The sequence below is a fragment of the Nocardioides sp. genome (assembly GCF_025965415.1).
Classification (GTDB): Bacteria; Actinomycetota; Actinomycetes; order Propionibacteriales; family Nocardioidaceae; genus Nocardioides.
Genome location: NZ_JAOPWY010000085.1, coordinates 63,027 through 86,006, shown reverse-complemented (window position 1 = coordinate 86,006; position 22,980 = coordinate 63,027). Strand labels below are relative to the sequence as shown.

23 protein-coding genes and 1 tRNA gene are annotated in these 22,980 nt (G+C 72.6%); 10 read left to right on the top strand and 14 right to left on the bottom strand.

From position 1 onward, the window contains the following. The 3 genes from JWN97_RS09115 to JWN97_RS09105 form a co-directional block, all read right to left on the bottom strand. On the bottom strand, positions 1–634 hold a 634-nt coding region (locus JWN97_RS09115), incomplete at its 3' end, for a wax ester/triacylglycerol synthase domain-containing protein (RefSeq protein ID WP_297621533.1). Then, positions 610–2,055 carry an HAD-IB family hydrolase gene (locus JWN97_RS09110; RefSeq protein WP_297621531.1) on the bottom strand — a complete coding sequence of 482 codons (1,446 nt, stop codon included), beginning with the start codon at positions 2,053–2,055 and terminating at the stop codon, positions 610–612. The genes JWN97_RS09115 and JWN97_RS09110, both read right to left, overlap by 25 nt. Continuing rightward, positions 2,052–3,947, bottom strand: coding sequence for a lysophospholipid acyltransferase (locus tag JWN97_RS09105; protein ID WP_297621529.1), 1,896 nt, complete (start codon positions 3,945–3,947; stop codon positions 2,052–2,054). Before JWN97_RS09105 ends, JWN97_RS09110 begins: the two co-directional genes overlap by 4 nt. A 142-nt stretch (positions 3,948–4,089) precedes the next feature. Here JWN97_RS09105 and JWN97_RS09100 point away from each other — a divergent pair. Together JWN97_RS09100 and JWN97_RS09095 are read left to right on the top strand one after the other, a co-directional pair. Next, positions 4,090–4,179 (top strand) — tRNA-Ser (locus JWN97_RS09100). Between the two features lie 72 nt (positions 4,180–4,251). Continuing rightward, the gene (locus JWN97_RS09095; RefSeq protein ID WP_297621526.1) at positions 4,252–5,289 is read left to right on the top strand and encodes a zinc-dependent alcohol dehydrogenase family protein; all 1,038 of its coding nucleotides are present in this window, start codon (positions 4,252–4,254) and stop codon (positions 5,287–5,289) included. Positions 5,290–5,298: 9 nt separating this feature from the next. On the opposite strand, the gene JWN97_RS09090 is transcribed toward JWN97_RS09095, so the two are convergent. Further along, the gene (locus tag JWN97_RS09090) at positions 5,299–6,807 is read right to left on the bottom strand and encodes a fused MFS/spermidine synthase (RefSeq protein WP_297621524.1); all 1,509 of its coding nucleotides are present in this window, start codon (positions 6,805–6,807) and stop codon (positions 5,299–5,301) included. Between the two features lie 74 nt (positions 6,808–6,881). On the opposite strand from JWN97_RS09090, the gene JWN97_RS09085 reads away from it, so the two are divergent. Beyond that, the gene (locus JWN97_RS09085) at positions 6,882–7,541 is read left to right on the top strand and encodes a TetR/AcrR family transcriptional regulator (RefSeq protein WP_297621522.1); all 660 of its coding nucleotides are present in this window, start codon (positions 6,882–6,884) and stop codon (positions 7,539–7,541) included. A gap of 54 nt (positions 7,542–7,595) precedes the next feature. After that, positions 7,596–10,106 (top strand): MMPL family transporter, encoded by a 2,511-nt coding sequence (locus JWN97_RS09080; protein ID WP_297621520.1) that lies wholly within the window; start codon positions 7,596–7,598, stop codon positions 10,104–10,106. Between the two features lie 3 nt (positions 10,107–10,109). On the opposite strand, the gene chrA is transcribed toward JWN97_RS09080, so the two are convergent. After that, a complete protein-coding gene (gene chrA, locus JWN97_RS09075) occupies positions 10,110–11,474 on the bottom strand; it encodes a chromate efflux transporter (protein ID WP_297621518.1) in 1,365 nt (454 codons plus the stop codon). Positions 11,475–11,589: 115 nt separating this feature from the next. Between chrA and JWN97_RS09070 the strand changes: the two genes are divergently transcribed. Then, positions 11,590–12,414: an HAD-IIA family hydrolase gene (locus JWN97_RS09070; protein ID WP_363321270.1), complete on the top strand. Its 825-nt coding sequence runs from the start codon at positions 11,590–11,592 to the stop codon at positions 12,412–12,414. Between the two features lie 8 nt (positions 12,415–12,422). Here the strand turns inward: JWN97_RS09070 and JWN97_RS09065 are convergent, their stop codons facing one another. The 3 genes from JWN97_RS09065 to JWN97_RS09055 form a co-directional block, all read right to left on the bottom strand. Further along, on the bottom strand, positions 12,423–12,665 hold the full coding sequence (locus JWN97_RS09065; RefSeq protein ID WP_297621516.1) for a hypothetical protein: 243 nt from the start codon (positions 12,663–12,665) through the stop codon (positions 12,423–12,425). 117 nt (positions 12,666–12,782) lie between these two features. Continuing rightward, positions 12,783–13,691, bottom strand: a complete 909-nt coding sequence (locus tag JWN97_RS09060; RefSeq protein ID WP_297621514.1) for a cation diffusion facilitator family transporter — start codon at positions 13,689–13,691, stop codon at positions 12,783–12,785. Further along, positions 13,691–14,062 carry a metalloregulator ArsR/SmtB family transcription factor gene (locus JWN97_RS09055; RefSeq protein WP_297621512.1) on the bottom strand — a complete coding sequence of 124 codons (372 nt, stop codon included), beginning with the start codon at positions 14,060–14,062 and terminating at the stop codon, positions 13,691–13,693. The genes JWN97_RS09060 and JWN97_RS09055 overlap by 1 nt, the downstream gene beginning before the upstream one ends. A 120-nt stretch (positions 14,063–14,182) precedes the next feature. On the opposite strand from JWN97_RS09055, the gene JWN97_RS09050 reads away from it, so the two are divergent. After that, positions 14,183–15,448, top strand: coding sequence for an MFS transporter (locus tag JWN97_RS09050; RefSeq protein ID WP_297621510.1), 1,266 nt, complete (start codon positions 14,183–14,185; stop codon positions 15,446–15,448). A gap of 42 nt (positions 15,449–15,490) precedes the next feature. Here JWN97_RS09050 and JWN97_RS09045 read toward each other — a convergent pair whose 3' ends face one another. Genes JWN97_RS09045 through JWN97_RS09025 form a run of 5 tightly spaced genes read right to left on the bottom strand, consistent with a single transcriptional unit; the run spans position 15,491 to position 19,534 of the window. After that, positions 15,491–16,501, bottom strand: coding sequence for an aldo/keto reductase family protein (locus JWN97_RS09045; protein ID WP_297621509.1), 1,011 nt, complete (start codon positions 16,499–16,501; stop codon positions 15,491–15,493). 51 nt (positions 16,502–16,552) lie between these two features. Continuing rightward, a complete protein-coding gene (locus JWN97_RS09040; RefSeq protein WP_297621507.1) occupies positions 16,553–17,224 on the bottom strand; it encodes a Pr6Pr family membrane protein in 672 nt (223 codons plus the stop codon). Between the two features lie 52 nt (positions 17,225–17,276). Then, positions 17,277–17,504 (bottom strand): biotin/lipoyl-binding carrier protein, encoded by a 228-nt coding sequence (locus JWN97_RS09035; RefSeq protein WP_297621505.1) that lies wholly within the window; start codon positions 17,502–17,504, stop codon positions 17,277–17,279. 54 nt (positions 17,505–17,558) lie between these two features. After that, positions 17,559–18,740, bottom strand: coding sequence for a hypothetical protein (locus JWN97_RS09030; RefSeq protein ID WP_297621503.1), 1,182 nt, complete (start codon positions 18,738–18,740; stop codon positions 17,559–17,561). A gap of 11 nt (positions 18,741–18,751) precedes the next feature. Further along, the gene (locus JWN97_RS09025; protein WP_297621501.1) at positions 18,752–19,534 is read right to left on the bottom strand and encodes a carbon-nitrogen hydrolase family protein; all 783 of its coding nucleotides are present in this window, start codon (positions 19,532–19,534) and stop codon (positions 18,752–18,754) included. A 26-nt stretch (positions 19,535–19,560) separates the two neighbouring features. Here JWN97_RS09025 and JWN97_RS09020 point away from each other — a divergent pair, with 26 nt between their 5' ends. The 4 genes from JWN97_RS09020 (at position 19,561) to JWN97_RS09005 (ending at position 22,307) form a co-directional block, all read left to right on the top strand. Beyond that, positions 19,561–20,139 carry an NTP transferase domain-containing protein gene (locus JWN97_RS09020; RefSeq protein ID WP_297621499.1) on the top strand — a complete coding sequence of 193 codons (579 nt, stop codon included), beginning with the start codon at positions 19,561–19,563 and terminating at the stop codon, positions 20,137–20,139. Between the two features lie 48 nt (positions 20,140–20,187). Next, entirely contained in the window at positions 20,188–20,511 is a 324-nt protein-coding gene (locus JWN97_RS09015; protein WP_297621497.1) for a DUF6457 domain-containing protein, read from the top strand. Positions 20,512–20,515: 4 nt separating this feature from the next. Beyond that, entirely contained in the window at positions 20,516–21,484 is a 969-nt protein-coding gene (locus tag JWN97_RS09010) for an NAD(P)H-quinone oxidoreductase (RefSeq protein ID WP_297621495.1), read from the top strand. A 298-nt stretch (positions 21,485–21,782) separates the two neighbouring features. Then, positions 21,783–22,307 carry a bacterial proteasome activator family protein gene (locus JWN97_RS09005; protein ID WP_297621540.1) on the top strand — a complete coding sequence of 175 codons (525 nt, stop codon included), beginning with the start codon at positions 21,783–21,785 and terminating at the stop codon, positions 22,305–22,307. 91 nt (positions 22,308–22,398) lie between these two features. Here JWN97_RS09005 and JWN97_RS09000 read toward each other — a convergent pair whose 3' ends face one another. Further along, positions 22,399–22,971 (bottom strand): hypothetical protein, encoded by a 573-nt coding sequence (locus JWN97_RS09000; RefSeq protein WP_297621492.1) that lies wholly within the window; start codon positions 22,969–22,971, stop codon positions 22,399–22,401. Positions 22,972–22,980 lie beyond the last annotated feature (9 nt).

Sequence of the window (22,980 nt, the reverse complement as noted above, 5' to 3'; positions counted from 1 at the left end):
CGGGCAGGGTCGCGACGCCGCTGCGCAGCCCGGACACGGCGAGGTCGACCGGCTCGGCGCCCGGCTCGGCGCTCACCTCGCCCACCGGCTTGCGGGCCGTGTGGGCGCGCTTGCCCGACTGCAGCATCGACAGCAGCTGGACGGTGCCGAGGGGGTCGGCGAGCGCGTGGTGGATCTTGAGGACGTACGCCGCTCCCTCGGGCATGCCCTCGAAGAGCACGCCCTCCCACAGTGGGCGGGAGCGGTCGAAGGGGCGGAGCGCGATCTGGGCGGCCTGGGCCAGCATCTCCTCGCGGCTGGCGACGTGCTCGCGGCGGAGGTGGTAGCCGAGGTCGAAGGTCGGGTCGTCGGCCCACGTCGGTGCTGCGGTCGGGACGGCGGGGTCCACGACCCGCTGGCGGAGCCGGCGCACCAGGCCGGTGCCCCACTCGGTCGCCGCGACGAAGCGCTTCCAGTCCGGCGCCCGGTCCAGGTCGATGATCACGGTCGAGGTGGACGACTGGACGGGGTGCCGCTCGGCGCGCCACATCAGCGTCTGCATCGGCGTGAGCTCGGGTGTGGCACCGAAGGCGGCCGCGCCACCCCAGCGCTCGAAGTCCTCGCGGGCGCTCATGCCGACTCCGCTGACGGCCACGTCGCCAGTGTCTGCTCGAACTTTGCGTGCAGGGCAGCGATGCGCTCGCTCATGTCGTCCACGTCCCAGTCGGTCTCGGGCTCGAGGACGCACACGTCGACGACGCCGGGGTTGAGCACGAGGGAGTTGCGCCGCATCAGCTCGCCGGTGTTGCGCAGCACGACGGGCACGACCGGCACGCCCGCCTGCGCGGCGAGGTGGAAGGCGCCCTTGCGGAAGGGCCCGAGCACCGGGGTCGGCGACCGGGTGCCCTCGGGGAAGATCATCAGCGACGTGCCGCCGCGGATCCGCTCGACGACGCCGTCCAGCGTCGCGTGGGCCGACGCGGGGTCGGAGCGGTCGATGTAGGCCGGGTCGATCACCACCGACCCGACGATCGCGCGCGGGTCCCAGCGCGCCTCCTTCTTGGCCACGATCGTGAAGTCGCGCTCCAGCAGGTTGCCGAGGATCGGGATGTCGAGCGAGCTCTGGTGGTTGGCCACGAAGATGGCCGGCCGGTGGGTCCAGAGGCGCTCGCGGTGCTGGACGTCCATCGTCACGCCCGCCAGCGCCATCGGCACCGAGGTGGCGAGCTTGACCGCGAGGTTGCGGCCCTCCTTGCCGTCGCGGCGGAGCAGGCCGTAGGCCAGCCCGGCCACGACGCCTGTGTTCATGCCCGCCAGCGCTGCCGCCGTACGACCGGCCGCGACGAGCGAGCCGCCGACCGGGTCGGAGAGGTCGAGCACCGGCCAGCCCAGCCGCGTGGCCGCCGAGCGCAGGTCGCGGTGCGGGTTGAGGGCGGTCGGGTGGCCGACGGAGGAGAGGAAGGCGACGTCCTCGTAGCCGTTGCCGTAGGCGTAGGACTGGGCGAGGTCGAGGGCGTGCTCGCGTGCGAAGGCGCGTACGCCGCTGGCCTTGTGCCGGCCCCACAGCATCGGGCCGTCGGTGGCTCCGGTGAACTGCCCGTCCTCGACGACCAGCTGGGTGCAGACGAGGTGCTCGACGCCGAGGTCGCGGGCGACGGGGGCGATCTGGTACTTCGTGGCGGCCGACGCGACCGCGACGGTGTGCCCGGCCCGCTGGTGGGCCTGGACGAGCGCGCGGGACTCGCGGCGGATGGTGCCGGCGATCTTGGAGCGGAAGAGCCGGTCACCGAGGTCGGCGAAGGCCTCCTCCGACTCCCCGCGCATCGCGGAGAAGGCGACGTGGGCGATCCGTGTCGGGTCGCCACCGAGCTCGCCGTCGGCCGCCGTCACGACCGTGCGGAGGAACTCGGCCGGCGACACGTCGCGTCCCTTGATCCGGTCGCCGTAGAACGTCGCCGCGGTGTAGCCCGCGACGAGGGTGCCGTCGAGGTCGAAGAACGCACCGACCGCGGGTCCTTGCGGACCGGCCTCGATCGCGTCGATCGCCGCCTGCGCGGCAGCCGAGAGTCCGCTCACCGCGTCCTCACCGGGTGGACCTCGGGGTGGATCGACGGCGCCACGTCGGTGGCGATCTCCCCGACGATGTTGACCCGCCGCACGGCCTCGCGCAGCTCGGCGGCGAACGCCTCGCGCGCCGAGCCCGCGCCGTCGCCGCCCTCGAGCAGTCCCTTGTGCCGGGCCAGCGCGAGCGCCGTCCGGAAGAGCTCGAGGGAGATCGACTCGGCGCTCGCGACGCGGCGCTGCAGCGCCCACTGCTGGCCGACGGCCAGGGAGTCGGCGAGCAGCTCGTCGTCCTCGACGGGGCTGTCGCCGTGGTCGGCGAGCCGGTCGGCGAGCACGAGGTAGGCGTCGAGGAACGGCCGGAGCACGAGGTGGGCCAGGTGCGGCCGCGCACTCACCAGCAGCTCGCGCGCCCGGTCGGGCGTCATGTCGGTGACGTCCTCGCCGACGAGCAGCTGGAGCTCGGTGCGCAGGTCGTCCTCGAAGCCGGCGCGGCTGGGGAAGAAGAACTCGAACTTGAGGAGATCGCGCATCCGCTTGGCCTCCTCCCAGCCCACCTGCAGCGCGCCGCCCGCGGGCAGGTCGGCGTCGGGCTCGAGCTCGCTGACGGTGAGAAGTGCCAGCTCGCCGATCGCGCGCTCCACGAGGATGTGGATGACCGTGTTGCGGTAGAACGCGGCGACCAGGTGCTGGTCGTCACCGATCTTCCACACCGGCTCGCTGCCCCCGTCGTACGCCGTCAGCACGCCGCTCTGGGCCAGCTCGGCCAGCGCCCGGCGGATGGTCGAGCGGTCCCGCAGGTCGGCGGCACCGGCGACGGGCCAGTGCCGCGCGTCGATGTAGGCCGCGAGCGGCTCGACGGTGTCGAGCACCTCGTCGACGGTGAGCGCGCGGTCGGCGCCGAGCAGGGCCAGCGACACGATCGCGGTCACCGTGACCGGGGTGGCGCGGTTGAGCCGGTGGGAGATGTCGAGGGCGACCCGCTCGACGGCCTGGTGCCCGGTGACGCCCTCGGCGGCGAGCTCGTCCATCCGCTCGCGCAGGGAGAACGGCTCGCCGACCGTGAGGTAGGCGCGGCCCATGCGCTTGCGCTGGAGCCGGGCGAAGCGCACCAGCCAGCGCCAGTCCTCCGGCGTCTTGCTGGCGCCGCGCGACTCCTCGGTCATCAAGGAGACCTCGTGGAGCTGGTCGTAGACGACCGAGACGGGCACGACCTGCACGTCGGGCGCGTCCTCGCCGTCCACCGTGTCGGTGAGGTACTTCAGGATCCCGTGCACGGGCGGGCGGAGCTTGCCGGTGCGGGTGCGGCCGCCCTCGATCGACCACGCCATGTTGCGCTTGTTGGCCACCATCTGGCGGATGTAGGAGCGCAGGGCGAGCCGGTAGACCGGGATCTCCTGCGTCGAGCGGCGGATGAAGATGAGGCCCGTGCGGCTGGCCACCGAGCCGATGAGCGGGAGGTTGAGGTTGGCGCCGCCGAACGTGTAGGTCGGCGAGAAGCGCCGCGACGACAGCGCGTTGGGGATGACCATGCCGTCGAGGTAGGAGCGGTGGCTGAAGGCGAGGGCGAGGCTGTGCGTGCGGTCGACCTTCCGCAGCTGGTGCATCTGCTCCTCGTCGACGAGCACGTCGTACGCCCTGAGGAACCAGTCGCCCATCCGGGCCCAGCCCTGCGAGGCGCGGTCGTCGTGGGCCGCGGACATCTCGTGGAGGTAGCCCTTGACCTCCGACCAGACCTCTTCCTCGGGGCGCCCCTGCTCGACCGCGGCGTCGGCGACGGCGCGCTGGAACCGCTTGTCGTGGAGGAGCTCGCCCACCTCCTGCGGCGGGGCGGCCGGGAGCCGCTCGCCCACGGCTCGGGGCAGGGCGGCCTTGGCGACCTCTCGGATGCGTCGGACGGCAGTCACGGTCGGCACCGCTCCTTTCCCCCGCGCTCTGCGCGAGCACCTGCGTGTGGCGCAAACTACCGTCGTACGCCCCCACGCACCACGGCACTGGCCCAGTTGCTGGATTTTCGGCTCGCGCTCACCCTCCGCTAATGTTCCTCGCGGTGGCGTGTCCGAGCGGCCGAAGGTGCAACACTCGAAATGTTGTGTGGGGTCAAACCCACCGTGGGTTCAAATCCCACCGCCACCGCCAACCGATCGGGCCGGTCCTTCGTGGGCCGGCCCGATCGTCGTGTCCGGGGTCCGTGCGACAGGATCACGTCCCATGCGCGCAGTGATGATCGACGCCGTCCGCTCCCAGCCCGAGGTCCGCGACGTCCCGCAGCCCTCGGCACCCGTGGGCGGGGTCGTCGTACGCGTGATGGCGACCGGGATGTGCCGCAGCGACTGGCACGCGTGGGCGGGACACGACGACATCGCCTTTCCGCACGTGCCGGGCCACGAGCTCGCCGGGGTGGTCGCCGAGGTGGGCCCGGACGTCACCCGCTGGCAGGTCGGCGACCGGGTCACGGTCCCGTTCGTGTGCGGGTGCGGGCGCTGCGAGTGGTGCCGGTCGGGCAACGCGCAGGTCTGCCCCGACCAGGAGCAGCCGGGCTTCACCCACTGGGGGTCGTTCGCAGAGCACGTCGCCCTCCACGCCGCCGACACCAACCTCGTCGCCCTGCCCGCCGCGATCGACTTCGCCACCGCGGCGAGCCTCGGGTGCCGGTTCGCCACGGCCTTCCGCGCGCTCGTCGGGCGGGCCCGGGTCGCGGAGGGCGAGTGGGTCACCGTCGTCGGCGCCGGCGGTGTCGGGCTCAGCGCAGTGATGATCGCGCGGGCGGTCGGTGCACGGGTGGTCGCGGTGGACCGCAACCCGGAGGCGCTCGCCGTGGCCGCCGACCTCGGCGCCGAGCACACCCTGCTCGCCGACGGGAGGGACGTCCCTGCGGCCGTCGGCCGCCTCACCGACGGCGGCAGCCACGTCGCCGTCGACGCCGTCGGCAGTGAGCAGACCTGCGCCGACGCGATCCTCAGCCTCCGCCGGAGAGGTCGCCTCGCCCAGGTCGGGCTCCTGCCACCCGTCGAGGGTCACCCCCGGGTGCCGATGGCGCGCGTCATCGCGTGGGAGCTCGACCTCCTCGGCAGCCACGGCATGTCGGCGGCCGACTACCCGCCGATGATGGAGCTGATCCGCAGCGGGGCGCTCCAGCCGCAGCGGCTCGTCGAGCGGACCATCGGGCTCGAGGAGGCGGCGGCGCTGCTGCCCGGCTTCGACGGCGCGACCGTCGCCGGCATGACGATCATCGATCCCACCCGCTGACGCGAGGGGCTAGCGGGAGTACGGCGTCAACAGCTGGTCGACCGGGGCGTAGTCGTCGGTGAGGACGGGCGCGTCGCCGATCCAGTCGTCGAGCCCGTCGCCGGCGAGCGCGTCCCACGCGAGGTCGCGCTCGCCCATCGCCTCGACCACGGCCGCGACGTCGAGCGGTGCGTCCGAGCCGACCACGACGAGGTTGCCCCCGTCCTCGCCCGCCAGCGCGGACGGCTCGGCGAGCAGGGCCACGTGGTCGAAGACCTCCGCCGTCGTCGCGACGGCGGCGCGGGCGAAGTCGAGCGGGCCGAAGTCGATGAGGTTGGCGACGTAGACGCCGTCCTCGGCCAGCGCCTCCTCCAGCCCGCCGACCGCCTCGACCGTCGCGAGGTGCCACGGGACGCTGACGCCGCCGAAGGCGTCGCCGACGACGAGGTCGAGGCTGTCCGGGGACAGGTCGGCGATCGCGAGGCGGCCGTCCTCCACATCGACCTCGACGCCGTCGGGCAGCGATCCGCCCAGCAGGCGTACGTCGGCCGCGACCACGCCGGCGTCGATCTCCGACACGTCGCTCGTCGTGCCCGGACGGGTCGTGGAGAGGTAGCGCGGCAGCGTGAGCCCACCGGCCCCCAGGTGGTAGACGGCCAGGGGCTCGTTCTCCGCGAAGGCGGTGTCGGTCACCGACGCCATCGCCTCGACGTAGGCGAACTCGAGGTGGGTCGCGTCCTCGAGGTCGACGTAGGAGTGGCGCAGCCCGTCGAGGACCAGGGTCCGGCCGGTGGAGCGGTCGGGGTCGGCGGTGACCGCGAGGCAGTGGTACGTCGTCTCGACGTCGCAGCCGCTCGGTGAGAGCGCCGCGCCGAGGCTCGCCAGCGCCACCACGAGGCCCAGCACGACGTCGCCGCGGCCGCGGCGACCGGCCACCTGGACAGCCACCGACGTCACGAGCAGGACGATGCCGAGCCCGACGAGGATCCCGCTGACCGGCACACGCGAGATCAGCACGAAGCCGGTCAGCACGGTGCCGACGATCGCACCCACGGTGCCGACCCCCGACAGGTGGCCGACGACGCTGCCGGTCTGGTGGAGGCTGGTGAGCCGCAGCTTGATCACGACCGGCGTCACGGCCGAGAGCAGCGCGCCCGGGACGAGGATCGACAGGGTGGCGGTGATGAGGAGCAGGCCCGGGTTGCCGGAGGCTGCCGCGCCCCGCACGAGGGTCGGCGTCAGCGCGACCGCGGCACCGGAGATGCCGAGCAGGGGGCCGAGCAGGTGGCGCGGCGCGACCCGGTCGGCGCTCGAGCCGCCGGCCCACGTGCCCACAGCGATGGCGGTCAGGGCGAGGCCGATCACCATCGTGTTCGTCTCGAGGGTCAGCCCGTAGTAGGGCGCCAGCAGCCGCAGCGCGACCAGCTCGACGACCAGGACCGCGGCGGACGAGCCGAAGACGAGCGCCGCCGCCACCCACGGACCGAGTCCGGGCCCTGCCGCACGCGTCGTACTGGTCCCTGCCTCGCCGCCGCCCATGCGCAGATCCTGTCCGACGGGCTCGACCACCGGCAATGACCCGGGCATTTGCACTGAGTGCAACACTAGGCCACGTGATCTGCTCCTCCTCCGACGACAGGCGCACCCATCTGCGCGAGCAGCGGCACCTCGCCATCGTCGAGGCGGCCCGCGCGCTGGCCACCGACCACGGTCCCGACGGCTTCACCGTCGAGGGGGTGGCGGAGGTCGCCGGCGTCTCCCGACGGACGGTCTTCAACCACTTCGCCGGGGTCGACCAGCTGCTGGTCGCGGTGTGCGAACAGATCTTCACCGAGGTCACCGTCGAGCTCCTCGACAGCCTCGAGCGGGGCACCGCGACCCTCCCGGCGGGCGAGGCCGGGAGCCGAGCGGCGCTCGAGGCCCTGTGCGAGTCCACCCGGTCGGTCGACCTGCCCACCGCTGTCGCGACGATCCACCGGGTCCTCGGTGCACCCGACCCGGCCGACGAGCGCGCTGACACGATCTCCCGCACCGCACTGGAGCACGTCGTCGGACGGCTCCGCGAGCGACTCGTGGCCCGCGCGCCCGGCGTCGACCCCCTCGATCTCGAGCTCACCCTGGCGTTGCTCACCAGTGGGCTCGCCGCGATCGGTCGGCGCTGGGTCGAGGAGCACCCCGACCTGACCACCGCCGTGCCGGGCGATGCCCGGACCGACTGGGACCGACTGCTCGACCGCCTCATGCACCGACTCCGGTCCGGCTACGCCGGCTGAGCCACCCGACCACCCCACCCACCCACCCACGGCACGAAAGGCCCCTCACCCGACATGGCTGAGCTCCTCTATCGCATCGGCCGCCTCGCCGCGCGCCGCCACTGGATCGTGATCGGCTCCTGGCTGGCCCTCCTGGCGCTGACGGCGGTGACGTACGTGTCGTTCGCGGGCGCGCTGTCCACCAACATCACGCTGCCCGACACCCCCACGACGCGGGTCTCCCAGCAGCTGGAGCGCGAGTTCGAGGGGGCCGGCGGCGGCGCCGGCGCGATCGTCGCCGAGACGACCGACGGCTCGGCCCTCACCGCCGAGCAGCAGGCCGGCCTGGCCACGCTGTTCGACCAGGTCGCGGAGGTCGACTCCGTCGCCGACGTGTCGGACCCGTTCGCCACCCAGGACCAGCTGGACTCGTCGGCCGAGCGGGTGGCCGACGGCCGCCAGCAGCTCGACGACGGCCTGGCGCGGCTCAGTGAGGGTCAGGCACAGATCGACGCCGGCCGTGCGGCGCTGGCCGACCAGCGCGCCCAGGCGCGCGAGGCCGGCACCCTCGCCGCCGTCCGCGACCAGCTCGATGCCGCCGAGCAGCAGCTCGACGACGGCCAGGCAGTGCTGGACCGGCAGCGGGCACTGGTCGACGAGCAGGCACCCCGGCTGGAGCAGGGCGCCACCCTCTCCGAGCTGGGGTCCGGCTTCCGCACGGTGTCGGCCGACGGCAGTGCCGCTGTCGCAAACGTCACCTTCGACGTGTCGACCAACGAGGTCACCGCCGAGGTCAAGACCGAGATCGAGGCCCTGGTCGCCGACGCCGGCATCGACGGCGTCGACGTCCATCCCTCGCAGGACATCGCGCAGACCGTCCCGTCGATCCTCGGCCCGGGCGAGATCGCCGGCGTCGTCGTCGCCGCGATCGTCCTGTTCGTCATGCTCGGCACCGTGCTCGGCGCCGCCCTGCCGCTGCTGACCGCGCTGCTGGGGGTCGCCGTCGCGTCGCTCGCCTCCCTGTCCTTCTCCGGGATCGTCGACTTCGTCTCCGTCACGCCGGTGCTCGGCGTGATGCTGGGCCTCGCGGTCGGCATCGACTACTCCCTCTTCATCATCAACCGCCACCGCCGCCAGCTGAAGCAGGGCGCCGAGCTCCACGAGTCGATCGGCCTGGCCAACGGCACGTCGGGCAACGCGGTCGTCTTCGCCGGCGTGACCGTCATCGTGGCGCTGCTCGCCCTCAACGTCACCGGCGTCGGGTTCCTCGGCCTGATGGGCACGGTCGGCGCCGTCGCCGTGCTCGTCGCCATCCTGATGGCCATCACCCTCACCCCCGCCGTCCTCGCCCTGGTGGGCCGGCGGATCCTGCGCCGCCGCGAGCGGGCACTCCTCGACGCCGGTACGACGTACGAGGACGACGCGGCGATCACGGACCGCGACAAGCCGATGAGCACCACCCGCGCGTGGACGGTGCTCGGCCTCGGCGTGGCCGCGCTCCTCGTCGTGGCCGCCCCCGCGACGCAGATGCGCCTCGGGCTCCCCGACGGCTCGACCCAGCCGCCGGACTCCGCCGGCTTCAAGGCGTACGACATCCAGGCGGAGAAGTTCGGTGACGGTTCCAACGGCCCGCTGCTGGTCGTCGCCGACCTGCCCGGGCCCGTGAGCGAGGACGACGTCATCGCCGAGCAGGCCGCGGTCGGCGAGCAGCTCGGCCGGGTCTGGAACGTCGAGGCCGTCGTGCCGATCGGCGCGTCGGAGGATCGCAGTGCCCTGGCGTTCCAGGTCGTCCCCGCTGGCTCACCGTCGAGCGAGTCGACCGCCGAGCTGGTCCAGAACCTCCGGTCGTACACCCCGACCACGGTCTCCGGCGGCGAGGCCACGCTCGGCGTGGCCGGCAACGCCAGCGCCGGCATCGACATCTCCGACAAGCTGTCCGAGGTGCTCCCGCTCTACCTCGTGCTGGTGGTCGGGCTCTCGCTGCTCATCCTGGTCCTCGTCTTCCGCTCGATCCTCGTGCCGCTGACCGCGACCCTCGGCTTCGTGCTCTCGCTGCTCGCGGCCTTCGGCGGGATCACCGCGATCTTCCAGATCGGCTTCCTGGCCGACCTGTTCGGCGTGCACGCGCCGGGACCGGTGCTGAGCTTCCTGCCGATCATCGCCACGGGCATCCTGTTCGGCCTGGCGATGGACTACCAGCTGTTCCTGGTGTCCGGCATGCGCGAGGCCTACGCCCACGGGGCGCCGGCGCGGGTGGCCGTCCAGCACGGCCTGCGGGCCGGCCGGGCCGTGGTGACGGCCGCGGCGATCATCATGATCTCCGTCTTCGCGGGCTTCATCTTCTCCCACGACGCGACCATCAAGCCGATCGGTTTCGGGCTGGCGTTCGGGGTGCTCCTCGACGCGTTCGTGGTCCGGATGCTGCTCATCCCGGCCGCGATGCACCTGCTGGGCGAGAGCGCCTGGTGGCTGCCGAGGTGGCTCGACCGGATCCTCCCGGACGTCGATGTCGAGGGCGCGAAGCTCGAGCGCACCCACCCGGTGCACCACGCGGCCGACGACGTCCCAGTGGACGTCCGGGGCTGAGGCTCACGCCGACAGCGCCAGCCCGACCACGATCCCGGCCAGCGCGCAGGCGCCGAGCGTCCGGAGCACGGACCAGCCCCGCCAGAAGATCAGCACGCACCCCAGCGCGGTGATCGCGAGGGCGGCCGGGTCGAGGGACGCGAGCACCGGGTGCTCCAGGTCGAGCGGACCCGTGGTCACCCGACCGGTCTCGTCGAAGAGCGTGTGCAGGGCGAAGAAGACCGCCAGGCTCGCGATCACGCCGACGACGGCCGCGGTGATGCCGGCCAGCGCGGCGGCGAGGTCGCGGTTGCCGCGGAGACGCTCGACGTACGGCGCCCCGAGCAGGATGAAGAGGAAGCAGGGCACGAACGTCACCCACGTGGTGAGCAGGGCGGCGATCACGGCCGCGACCCACGGGTCGAGGTCGCCGGGCGCGCGGTAGGCGCCGACGAACGCGACGAACTGCACCACCATGATCAGCGGGCCGGGCGTGGTCTCGGCGAGGGCGAGGCCGCGGACCATCTCGCCGGGCGCGAGCCAGTGGTAGACCTCGACGGCCTGCTGGGCGACGTAGGCGAGGACGGCGTACGCCCCGCCGAAGGTCACCACCGCAGCGCCGGAGAAGAAGACGCCCTGGTCGACGAAGATGCTGGTGCGCCCGAAGAGCAGCGCGGCCAGGGCGACCGGCGCGGACCACGCGACCAGCCCGATGACGAGGACCAGGGCGGCGCGGCGCCCGGACGGGCGCTCGCTGTGGAGCGCGTCGTCGCTGACGAGCGGGGGCGGACCGTCGTCGGCCGCGGCCCGCGGGGCCCGGGTGAGGGTGGGGATCCGGCGGCCCAGTGCCCACCCGACGACCGCGGCAGCCAGCACCACCACCGGGAACGGCACGCCGAAGCCGGCGAGGGCGACGAACGACGCCACCGCGAGCGCCACGAGGGCCGGATGTCCCAGCCCCTTGCGACCGACGCGGACCACGGCCTGCAGGACGATGGCGATGACCGCGGGCGCGAGGCCCAGGAAGAGCGACTCGACGAGGGTCGTGTCGCCGAAGGCGACGTAGACGCCGGACAGCACCAGCAGCGCCACGACGCCGGGCAGGACGAAGAGGATGCCGGCGACCAGGGCACCGCGCACGCCGTTGAGCAACCACCCGACGTACGTCGCCAGCTGCTGGGCCTCGGGGCCGGGGAGCAGCGTGCAGTAGGACAGCGCGAAGAGGAACCGCTGCTGGCCGATCCAGCGCTTCTCCTCCACCAGCGTCCGTTGCATGACCGCGATCTGGCCCGCGGGACCACCGAAGGTCTGCAGCGAGATCGCGAACCAGGCCCGCGCCGCCACCCTCAACGGGATCACGTCACGGGTCGACTCCTCGGGTGCCGGCACGGGAGCACCGAACCGCCTGGGTGGAGGCGAAGTCAAGCGGAGAGGTCGACTACGTGCGGGCCGACCAGATGGACGAGATCGTGTGGATGCGGACCCCGTGGTCGAGAATGACTCCGTGACCGAACCCCGACCCGTACGCACCTGGCTCACCGACATGGACGGGGTCCTCGTGCGTGAGGAGGACCCGATCCCCGGGGCGAAGGAGTTCATCGCCACCCTCCGCGAGACCGGCATCCCGTTCCTGGTCCTGACCAACAACTCGATCTTCACCCCGCGCGACCTGCGGGTGCGCCTGCTGCGCAGCAGCGGGATCGACGTGCCGGAGGAGTCGATCTGGACGTCGGCACTGGCGACGGCGCAGTTCCTCGACGACCAGCGTCCGGGAGGGTCGGCGTACGTCGTCGGAGAGACCGGCCTGACCGCGGCGGTCCACGACATCGGCTACGTCATGACCGACCAGGACCCCGACTACGTCGTGCTCGGGGAGACCCGGACCTACTCGTTCGAGGCCATCACCCGCGCGATCCGGCTCATCAACGGTGGAGCCAGGTTCATCGCGACCAACCCCGACCCGAGCGGGCCGAGCGCGCAGGGGATGCTGCCGGCCACGGGCTCGGTGGCGGCGCTGATCAGCACGGCGACCGGGCGCGCGCCCTACTTCATCGGCAAGCCCAACCCGCTGATGATGCGCAGTGCGCTCAACCAGCTGGAGGCGCACTCGGAGACCACCGTGATGATCGGCGACCGGATGGACACCGACATCATCAGCGGCCTCGAGGCGGGCATGCGCACGATCCTCGTCGCCACGGGCGCCACCGAGCGCCGCGACGTGGGCCGCTTCCCCTACCGCCCGACCAAGATCGTCGACTCGATCGCCGACGTGGTGCCGCTGATCGAGCACCTGCACCTGCGCGCGGACCTCCCCGGCGACAGGTCCTAGGACAAGGTCTAGGCGGCGCGGCTGGGGCGCAGGCGGCGGGCCAGGCGGTGCAGCGAGCTCTCGTGCGTGACGGCGCGCTCCAGGGGGAGCAGGTGGGTCAGGCCCTCGCGCTCGGCCATCCGCTGGATGGCGTCGTCCTCGTAGGCCTGGGCCAGGGCCTCGGCCGACTCGACGTCGTCGCGGCCGATGGCGGCCTCGATCTTGCTCGCGTAGTAGTCGTGGAGCTCGTTGAGCTCGTCGATCAGACGCATGGGTCTCTCCTCAGGGTTGGGACCTCTGCGTCCAGTCTGGCGACTCGATTGGAACGATCCAAGTCGTCGGCCGTGTGAGGTACGTCAACCCCGGGTCCACCCCGGGCCGTCGGCGTGTCACCACGTGGCGGCGCGGCACTCGCGGGCAGGGGTGACCTCGACCTGGAGGGTCGCGTGCACGATGCCGTGCCCCTCGCGCAGGATGTCCTGAGCGCCTGCCAGCACGGACTGCGCGTCGGCGCCGCCGCGGAGGACGAGGTGCGCGGTGGCGACGTTGATCCCCGACGTCAGCGTCCAAGCGTGGAGGTCGTGAACCTCGGCGACTCCCGTGACGGCCTCGAGGTCGCGCACGACGGCATCGAGGTCGACGTCCCCGGGCGCGTGCTGCCCCAGCACGGCGAGCACCTCCCGCCCGAGCAGGAGGGCCCGCACCGCGACGAACACACCGATCGCCACGGCGACGACGGTGTCCCACTGGGCTGCGCCGGTGAGACCCACCAGGAGGCCCGCCAGGAGCACGCCGACGCTGCCGGCCGCGTCGGCGACCACCTCGAGGTAGGCGCCCTTGACGTTGATCGACTCCTGCGCCCCGCCACGGAGCAGGGCCAGGCAGACGAGGTTGATCACCAGGCCGATGGCGCCGACGACCAGCATCGGACCGGGCGACACCTCGACCGTGTCGCCGATCCGGCGGACCGCCTCCACGACGACGTACACCGAGACGCCGAGCATGATCAGCACGGTGAAGCCGGAGGCGAAGACCTCGGCGCGGTAGGAGCCATACGTACGACGCCCGGTGCCGTCGGGCCGGGTGGCGATCTTCGTCGCCACCAGTGCGGCACCCAGTGCGACCACGTCGGCGGCCATGTGGCCGGCATCGGAGATCAGGGCGAGCGAGCCGCTGACGAGTCCGACGGCCAGCTCGACGCCGAAGAACGCCGCGACCAGCCCGAAGGCGACGGCCAGCCGCCAGCGGTGCCGTCCGCCCGCGTGGCCGCCGTGCCCGTGCCCGTGTCCGGTGCCCATCACGTTCCTCCGTGGTGGAGGGCATCCACTCCGTAGCGGGGGCACAGCGCCACGGCGTCGCCGGTGAGGGCGAGGAGCTTCTCGGCGGAGGCGAGCAGGGCCATGACGGTGTCGACGTGGTTGAGCGACCACATCGAGGCCCGCCCCTCCGGGCGGGAGGAGACGAGGCCGCAGTCCTTCAGGCAGGCCAGGTGCTGGGACACGGTGCTCTGCGCAAGCCCGAGGTGCGCGGTCAGGTCGACCACCCGGTGCTCGCCGAGGGCAAGGTGCCGCACGATCGACAGGCGCGAGGGCTCGGAGAACCCGTGGAACAGGCAGGCCGCGGCGGTGAGCCCGGCAGTCTCGTCGAGGGGCCGGCTCGCGGTGTCCATCGCTTTCATCGTCACACGCCGATGCTAGCCGCATGCCGGGGAGACGCGCGACGCCGTGCCGTACCTCGTCATCACCGACCGCCCTCTCGTGGCGCTGCGCCGGTGACCTAGCCTTCCGACGTGGAGAGGCGACTGCTGGCGGACACCCGGCCACTCGCCAACCCGCACTTCCGCCGGCTGTGGCTGGCCAACATCGTCACGGTCGTCGGCGCGCAGTTGACCGTCGTGGCCGTGCCGGCGCAGATCTATGCGATGACCGGCTCGTCGGCGTACGTCGGTCTCACCGGGGTCTTCGGCCTCGTCCCGCTCGTGGTCTTCGGGCTGTGGGGCGGGGCGCTGGCCGACGTGTTCGACCGCCGCACCCTGCTGATGATCACCACTGTGGGTCTCATCCTCACCAGCGCAGGCTTCTGGCTGCAGGCAGCGCTCGGCGCCGAGGACGTGTGGCTGCTGCTGAGCCTGTTCGCCGTGCAGCAGGCGTTCTTCGCGGTCAACCAGCCGACCCGCTCGGCGCTGCTGCCGCGGATCCTCGACAAGGGCCTGCTGCCGGCGGCCAACTCGCTCAACATGACGGTCATGCAGGCCGGCGGCATCGCCGGTCCGCTCGTCGGCGGCGCGCTGATCCCGCTCGTCGGCTTCTCCTGGCTCTACCTGCTCGACACGATCACCCTCTTCGCCACCCTCGGCGCGGTCGTCGGCCTGCCGGCCCTCCCGGTGATGGGCGCGGCGGTGACGCCGGGCATCAGGGCGGTCATCGACGGCTTCCGCTACCTCCGGACCCAGCCGGTGCTGATGATGTCGTTCGTCGTCGACATCATCGCGATGGTCTTCGGCATGCCCCGCGCACTCTTCCCGGAGCTGGCGGACGTCGCCTTCGGCGGCCCCAGCGAGGGCGGGCTCGCCTTCGCGCTGCTCTTCGCCGCCATCCCTCTGGGTGCCGTCGTCGGCGGCGTGCTGTCGGGCTGGGTGTCGCACGTCGAGCGCCAGGGACTCGCGGTGATCGTCGCGATCCTGGTGTGGGGCCTGGCGATGGTCGGCTTCGGCGTCGCGGCAATGCTGGCGTCCTTCGCCCCTGGCGCGATGCTCGTCGTCGCCGTGCTCATGCTCGCCATCGGCGGGGCGGCCGACATGGCGTCGGCCGCCTTCCGTACGTCGATGCTGCAGTCCGCCGCGGCCGACGAGGTGCGCGGTCGGCTGCAGGGCATCTTCATCGTGGTGGTCGCCGGCGGCCCGCGGATCGCCGACGTGGGTCACGGCGCCGCGGCCGCGGCCACCGGGGCCGCGGTCGCGGCGGCGGGCGGCGGCGTACTGGTCATCGTCTTCACCGTCGTCGCGGCGCTCGCCGTGCCGGCGTTCGTGCGCTACCGCGTCACGCGGGTGGCCTGACCGCCTGCCAGCACCGCTCGGAGCGGAGGTCGGAAGGGGGCGTCAGACGACGCGACCCTTCGGCGTGCCCTCGGCTGTCTTGCCGGGGTCGCTGATCACGACGGAGCCCACGGCGTCGTCGATGCGCTTCATGACATCGGCGTCGAGCTTCACGCCCGCGGCCTTGACGTTGTCGGAGACCTGCTCGGGGCGCGAGGCGCCGACGAGAGCGGCGGCGACGTTGTCGTTCTGCAGCACCCACGCCACGGCGAGCTGCGCCATGCTGAGGCCGCAGTCGGCGGCGATGGGCTCGAGGTCCTGCACCGCGGTGAGGACGTCGTCCTGCATCCAGCGCGAGATCATGTCGGAGCCACCCTTGGTGTCGGTGGCGCGCGAGCCCTCGGGCGGCGGCTGGCCGGGCTTGTACTTGCCGGTGAGCACGCCCTGCGCGATCGGGCTCCACACGATCTGGGAGACGCCGAGCTCGGCGGAGGTCGGCACGACGTCTTTCTCGATGACCCGCCAGAGCATGGAGTACTGCGGCTGGTTCGAGATCAGCTGGAAGCCGAGCTCCTTCGACAGCTCCACGCCTGCGCGGATCTGGTCGGCGGTCCACTCGCTGACGCCGATGTAGAGCGCCTTGCCCTGGCGCACGACGTCGGCGAAGGCCTGCATCGTCTCCTCGAGCGGGGTCTCCACGTCGTAGCGGTGGGCCTGGTAGAGGTCGACGTAGTCGGTCTGCAACCGCTCCAGCGAGCCGTTGATGCCCTCCATGATGTGCTTGCGCGACAGGCCGGTGTCGTTCTTGCCCTTGGGTCCGGTGGGCCAGTAGACCTTCGTGAAGATCTCCAGCGACTCGCGCCGCTCGCCCTTGAGCGCCTCGCCGAGCACGGTCTCCGCCGCGGTGTTGGCATAGACGTCGGCGGTGTCGAAGGTCGAGATGCCCTCGTCGAGGGCGGCGCGTACGCACTGCGTGGCGACGTCGTTCTCCACCTGCGAGCCGTGCGTGAGCCAGTTGCCGTAGGTGATCTCAGAGATCTTCAGTCCGCTGTTGCCGAGGTATCGAAACTCCATGGCTCCAACCTAGCCACACCGCGCCGAGGGCCCCGCCCGACGGGGTGAGCCTCAGCCGAGGGCGGTGTCGGCGGAGCCGTCCACCGGCACCGCGGGCAGCCGGCGGTCCAGCCACGCGGCGAGCGCGAACAACGCCAGGAAGAGCACCGTGATCGCCACGCACGCCACCACGACCGGACCCCAGCCGTCCTTGTCGGCGTCCATGAACGGGTAGGGCACCCAGCCGCTGGCCTGGGCCGCGACCAGCGTCCAGGTCGTCCAGGCGACCGGCCAGGCCAGGGCGTACGCGATCTCGCGCCGGACGACCCGCGGTCGAGGACCGCACCAGGCCCAGGCCGCGATCGCGAGGACCGGGACCACCATGTGCAGCACCTTGTCGGCGACGTAGTCGGCGCCATCCAGGTCGAGCAGCGGGCGCAGCAGGAAGAAGTGGACGAGGCCGGTGACCGTGATGCCGACCAGGCCGGCCAGGCGCACGACGCGCCACCAGGGCTGGCTCGCCAGCGGGTCGCGGGCGAGGACCGACGAGGCGACCGCGACGAGCAGGTTGCTCTGGATCGTGAAGTAGGCGAAGAAGCGGTAGATGCTCTCGCCGAGGCTCGGCGGATCCTCCTCGACGAGCACGGCCGAGCCCATCAGCACGAGCACGAGCTGGAAGAGCACCGCTCCCCAGGCGACCACCGCCACGACGAGGTGGACCGTGCGGGCCCGGGCCGGAGTCATGGCAGGAGCGTAGGGCTCTGGAGCGACGCCGAACGAGGACCTCGCCAGCGGGTCAGTCGAGGACGACGAGCACGTCGCCGTCCTGCACGACGTCGCCGACGGTCACCTTGATCGCGGTGACGGTGCCCCCGCGCTCGGCGAGCATCGGGATCTCCATCTTCATCGACTCCAGCAGCACGACGGTGTCACCGGCCTCGACGCGGTCACCCTCGGCGACGTCGATGCTCAGCACGTTGGCGACCAGCTCGGACACGATCTCGAGCGACGTTTGGCGGGCCATGCGCCCGACGCTAGCGGTTACCCGACCGTAGCCGCCGATCGGCGCCCGTCGCCGTCAGAGTTCGGCGAAGCGGCTCGGCTCGGGCCGGTGCGGCCCCGCCTCCTCCGCACGGCGTGCGCCGCGTCCCTTGGGGCCGGTGAGCGCGAGGTCGGCCCGGATCACGAGGTAGCCGACCAGCAGGCCGAGCACGAGCGAGTACGCCCCGCGCAGGGCCGCCTCGAGGTAGGAGCTGTCCGGTGCGACCAGCCCGGACGCCAGCGGCACGGTCGCCGCGACCCCGAACGCGCAGACCCACCATCCCTGCCGGCGCCGGGCACGGACGTGGGTCCCCCACACGATGGCGGGGATGCCCAGCAGCACGACCAGCGGGCGGGGGAACGCCCCGATGCGGGCGGAGGTCGCGTCGGCGAAGTCGAGGATCGACGACACGAAGCTCTGGGCGCCGTAGCGCCGCAGCAGCTCGGCGTACGCCAGGGTCGCGACCAGCACCGCGAGTCCGATCGCGACGATGATGAGCCCGCGACGGCCGAGGCCGTGGAGGCCCGCGCCGAGCCGGTAGACGATCGTGAAGACCAGGACCAGCGCCAGCATCAGGGCCACGAGGTCGAAGCGTTCGGCAGCCACCGTCGGCTCGAAGCCGACCGCCGCCAGCGCCGTCACCGCGGCGACGAGGGTGGCGACGACCGTCTCGCGCACCGCCTTCCACCAGGTGACCGCGGGCACCGTCACCATCACGGCGTACACGCTGCCGACGACGCACGTCATCACCGCGGCGCCGGTCGGCAGGATTCGGCCACCGATCAGCAGGCTGGCGACCCCGAGGACCAGCGCCAGCCCGGCGGAGACCACCGCCCGGCCCGCGGTGCGGGTCGCGAGCAGCCACGACAGGGACGTCACCACGGCCACCGCACCGGCCCCGTCCAGCCAGCCGGGCGCGGGACCGAGGGAGCTGAGCGAGGCGCTGGTGCGGATCACGCCGTTGACCGCCGACCACGCGAGGGCGGCGGTGCCGAGGAGGAGTACGGCGAAGCAGACGATCAGCAGGGTCCGGCGCGGGCCCTCCGGTGGCCGCTGCGGCCCCGGGGCCTGCACCGACGTGGGACCGGGCGGCGCCGCGGCGGGCGCGATCGGGGTGGGTCCCACCTTGCGTGACCGGCGCAGCCGCGACGGCGGCCGCTCGGCGGCCCGCTTGCCGCGGGACGACCCGCGGGGGCTCTCGGAGGTGGGGGAAGGCACGTCGGACGAGGTTACAGCCGACGGTTGGCCAGGGACGGGTTGGTACGACGGGCCGCCAGGAGGTCGTCGCGCACCAATGTGGCCTCGAGGATCTCCTCCGCCCCGCCGGCCGCGGCGAGGGTCTCGCCGAGCGGCCCGAAGACCGCGGAGTGACCGACGTAGCGGGGCTCCGGCTGACCGGCGGCGACCACGAAGCAGGTGTTCTCGATGGCGCGCGCCGCCAGCAGGGTGCGCCAGTGCTCGACCTTGCGCTCCCCCGGCAGCCAGGCGGCCGGGACGACGAGGACCTCTGCGCCGAGGTCGACCAGTCGCCGCGCGAGCTCCGGGAAACGCAGGTCGTAGCAGGTCATCAACCCGACCCGCCACCCCGCGACGTCGACCACGACCGGCTCGGTCGGCCCACCGGTCAGCCGGTCGGACTCGCGGTAGCCGAAGGAGTCGTAGAGGTGGATCTTGCGGTACGACGCACTGCTGGGGCCCGCGACGACGAGGGTGTTGTAGGGCCGCTCCGGGTCCTTGGCGACCTCGAACATCCCGGCCACGACGGCGCACGAGGCCTCGTCGGCGACGCGTCCGAGCTCGCTGGCGAAGGGTCCGTCGAGGGTCTCGGCGAAGGGACTCACGTCCGACCCGGCCTCGCCGAAGTCGCGGGCGAAGGCCTCCGGGAGGACCACCAGGTCGGCACCGGGCGTCACGCCCTCGGCCAGCCGGGCCCGGTTGTCCGCGGGGTCGAGCCCGCTCGCCCACTGGAGGACGCGCACCCGCAGCTGGTCGGTGTGGGGGTGATCGCTCATGTGTCCAAGACTGGCACGATGCCGGCATGGACTTCGACCTCACCGCAGGTGGCTTCTGCGGCGTGGTGCTCGCCGGCGGTACCGCCGCGCGGATGGACGGGGTCGACAAGGCCGGCGTGGAGCTGCACGGCCGGACCCTGCTGGAGCTGGCCCTCGACGCGTTCCTCGACGCCGACGAGGTCGTGGTGGTGGCGCCCGAGGCTGTCCCGACCAGCCGGCCGGTCACCTTCGTGTGCGAGGACCCGCCGCGCGGCGGACCCGTCGCCGGGTTGTTGACGGGGGTCGACGCGTTGTTGCGGCGCCCCCGGCTGGTCGGCGTACTGGCGGTGGACATGCCCCGCGTCACCCCGGCGACGATGCGTCGCCTGCGCGCGGCCGCCGCCGGCCACGACGGCGCGTTCCTGGCCGACGGCGACGGACGACGCCAGCTCGCCGGCGTCCTCGATGCCGGCCGGCTCGCTGAGGTGCGACCCGACCTGGAGGGGCAGCACGGCATGGCGCTGCACAGCCTCCTCGCCCCCCTGCACCTGGCCGTCGTCGCCTCCAGCGGCGACGAGGCGGTCGACATCGACTCGTGGACCGACCTGCGTGACCTGGGTGGTTGAGACCGCCGTCCCTTGCCGCCGCCCTGTCGGTTGCGAGACATTGGGGTCGTGAACCTTCACGACTGGATCGATGAGCTCGCCGACGTCCTCGACGTCGAGACGGAGGTCGACGAGGGCCTGGTTCTCGACCTGGCCCGGGTGGCGGCGCACAACGTGCAGAAGACCGCCGCGCCGATCACGGCGTACCTCCTCGGCTTCGCCGCGGGTGCCGGCGACCTGGACCCCGAGAAGGTCGAGCGGATCGCGGCCAAGGCCCAGGTGCTCGCCGAGAGCTGGGACCGCCCCGCCGACACGCCCGACCCGCTCGACGTGGACGATGAGGTTCCCGACGACTCGTCGGTCGACCACTCCACCGATCTCTACGAGGACTGATTCCGTGCGCGCAGTCGTGACCACCGGAGACGGTGGGCCTGATGTCCTGTCCGTCGGCGAGGTCGCCGACCCGCGGCCCGGTGCCGGCGAGGTGCTGATCGACGTCGTCGCGACGGCGGTCAACCGTGCCGACACCCTGCAGCGACAGGGTTTCTATCCGCCGCCGCCCGGCGCCTCCGAGATCATCGGTCTCGAGTGCAGCGGCCGGATCGCCGAGCTCGGCGAGGGTGTCGAGGGCTGGGCCGTCGGCGACGAGGTCTGTGCCCTGCTGGCCGGTGGCGGGTACGCCGCCCGCGTGGCGGTGCCGGTCGGCCAGGTCATGCCGGTGCCTAGCGGCGTCTCGCTGGTCGAGGCCGCCTGCCTGCCCGAGGTCGCCACGACCGTGTGGTCCAACGTCTTCATGACCGCCCACCTCCAGAAGGGCGAGCGCTTCCTCGTGCACGGCGGCGCGGGCGGCATCGGCACGATGGCCATCCAGCTGGCCGCGGCGCGCGGGGCCGAGGTCTTCACGACCGCGGGCTCCCCGGAGAAGCTCGAGCTGTGCCGCTCGCTGGGCGCGAGCCACGCGATCGACTACCGCGAGGAGGACTTCGTCGAGGTGCTCACCGAGGCCGGCGGGGCCGACGTGATCCTCGACAACATGGGTGCGAAGTACCTCGGCCGCAACGTCACCGCGCTCGCCACGGGCGGCCGGCTCGTGATCATCGGCATGCAGGGCGGCAGCAAGGGCGAGCTCGACATCAACGCCCTGCTGCGCAGGCGCGCCTCGGTCACCGCGACGTCGTTGCGCGCGCGACCCGCCTCGGAGAAGGCGGCGATCTGCTGCGGCGTCGTCGAGAACGTCTGGCCCCTCGTGGCCGCCGGGAAGATCCGTCCGATCGTGGAGACCACCATGCCGCTCGAGGACGTCGCCCGGGCGCACCAGCTCATGGAGGACGGCAGCCACTCCGGGAAGATCGTGCTGACCCTCTGACTCCGCTTTCGAGCGGGGTCCAGCCACCTTCCTGGGGCGCCGACGGTGGCTGGGGCACCGCCGTCCGGCGCGTCGGCGTACGACACTCCCGCAGGGCGGTGGTCCAGCCACCGTCCGGACGCCTCGCATGTGGCTCGGCCACCGCCCGGAGGGGGTCCGGGTGCTTCGGGACGCCAACTAGGGTGGACGTATGACCGACCAGCAGCAGCCCAGCACGCCCGAGTCCGAGGACCAGGTGGTCGTGGTCGGACCCGACGGCCAGCCCATCGGCACCATCCCGGCGAGTGCGCTCCCCGCCATGACCCAGCCGGCCGGTGCGGAGGGGGACGGTGAGGGCGAGGGCGAGGGTGAGCGCCACATCACCGAGCTGGTCGAGCAGCCGGCGAAGGTGATGCGGATCGGCACCATGATCCGCCAGCTCCTCGAGGAGGTGAAGGCGGCCCCGCTCGACGAGGCCAGCCGCCAGCGGCTCAAGGAGATCCACGCGGCCTCCATCAAGGAGCTCGAGTCGGGCCTGGCGCCCGAGCTGGTCGAGGAGCTCGAGCGGCTCTCGCTGCCCTTCACCGAGGACGGCACCCCGTCCGAGGGCGAGCTGCGGATCGCACAGGCCCAGCTGGTCGGGTGGCTCGAGGGCCTCTTCCACGGCATCCAGACCGCGATCTACGCCCAGCAGATGGCCTCGCGCGCGCAGCTCGAGCAGATGCGCCGCGCCCTCCCGGCGGGCAGCGGCGGGCACGAGTCCCACCAGCCGATGGGCATGCCCAACATGCCGACCGAGGACGCGCGCGAGCCCGGCGGCTCGTCGGGCGGCATGTACCTCTGACCCCCGCCCCCTCGATAGTCCGCATCAATTGACTCCTCCCGGAACGGCTACGGGGAGCCAACTGATGCGGACTATTGGGGAGGCCGGAGGTTCAGCGGCGCGCGAGCCGTCGTACGACGACGAGGCCCAGGAGGCCGAGCAGCACCGCGGCGGCCCCGGGTGCGGCCGCGCGGGCGAAGCGGGGCGGAGCGGAGTCCTCGACCTTGGTCAGCACCGCCGTCGGCGGCGGAGGCGGCTCGACCGAGGTGCCCTCGCCGAGCAGCTTCTCGATCTTGTCCACCTTGGCCGGGTTGGCGACGCTCGTGCCACCGCAGCTGTCGGCGGCGTACGGCGCCTCGTTGCCGGTGGCGAGGAAGACGTAGGTCGCGCCGACCTCGAGCGCACCCAGGCCGCAGGCGTTGCGGCCGCCGACGGACACGACCTGCGTCGAGCGCTCGGGGCTGCCCCGGTAGGCGCGGGAGGCGGTGATGTCGTAGGTGTGGTCGTCGCCCTGGGTCTCGACCTGGTCGATCGTGCCGATGAAGACCACGTCGGCCCGTTTGACCTGCTGGCCGAGCTCGCCCTGCTTGCAGGTGCAGGCGGCGGAGGCCGGGGCCGTGGTCGTGAGGAGCAGGCCCAGGCACGCGAGCAGCATCGCGGCGGCGATGCGGACGGCACGGAACATGGCGATGAG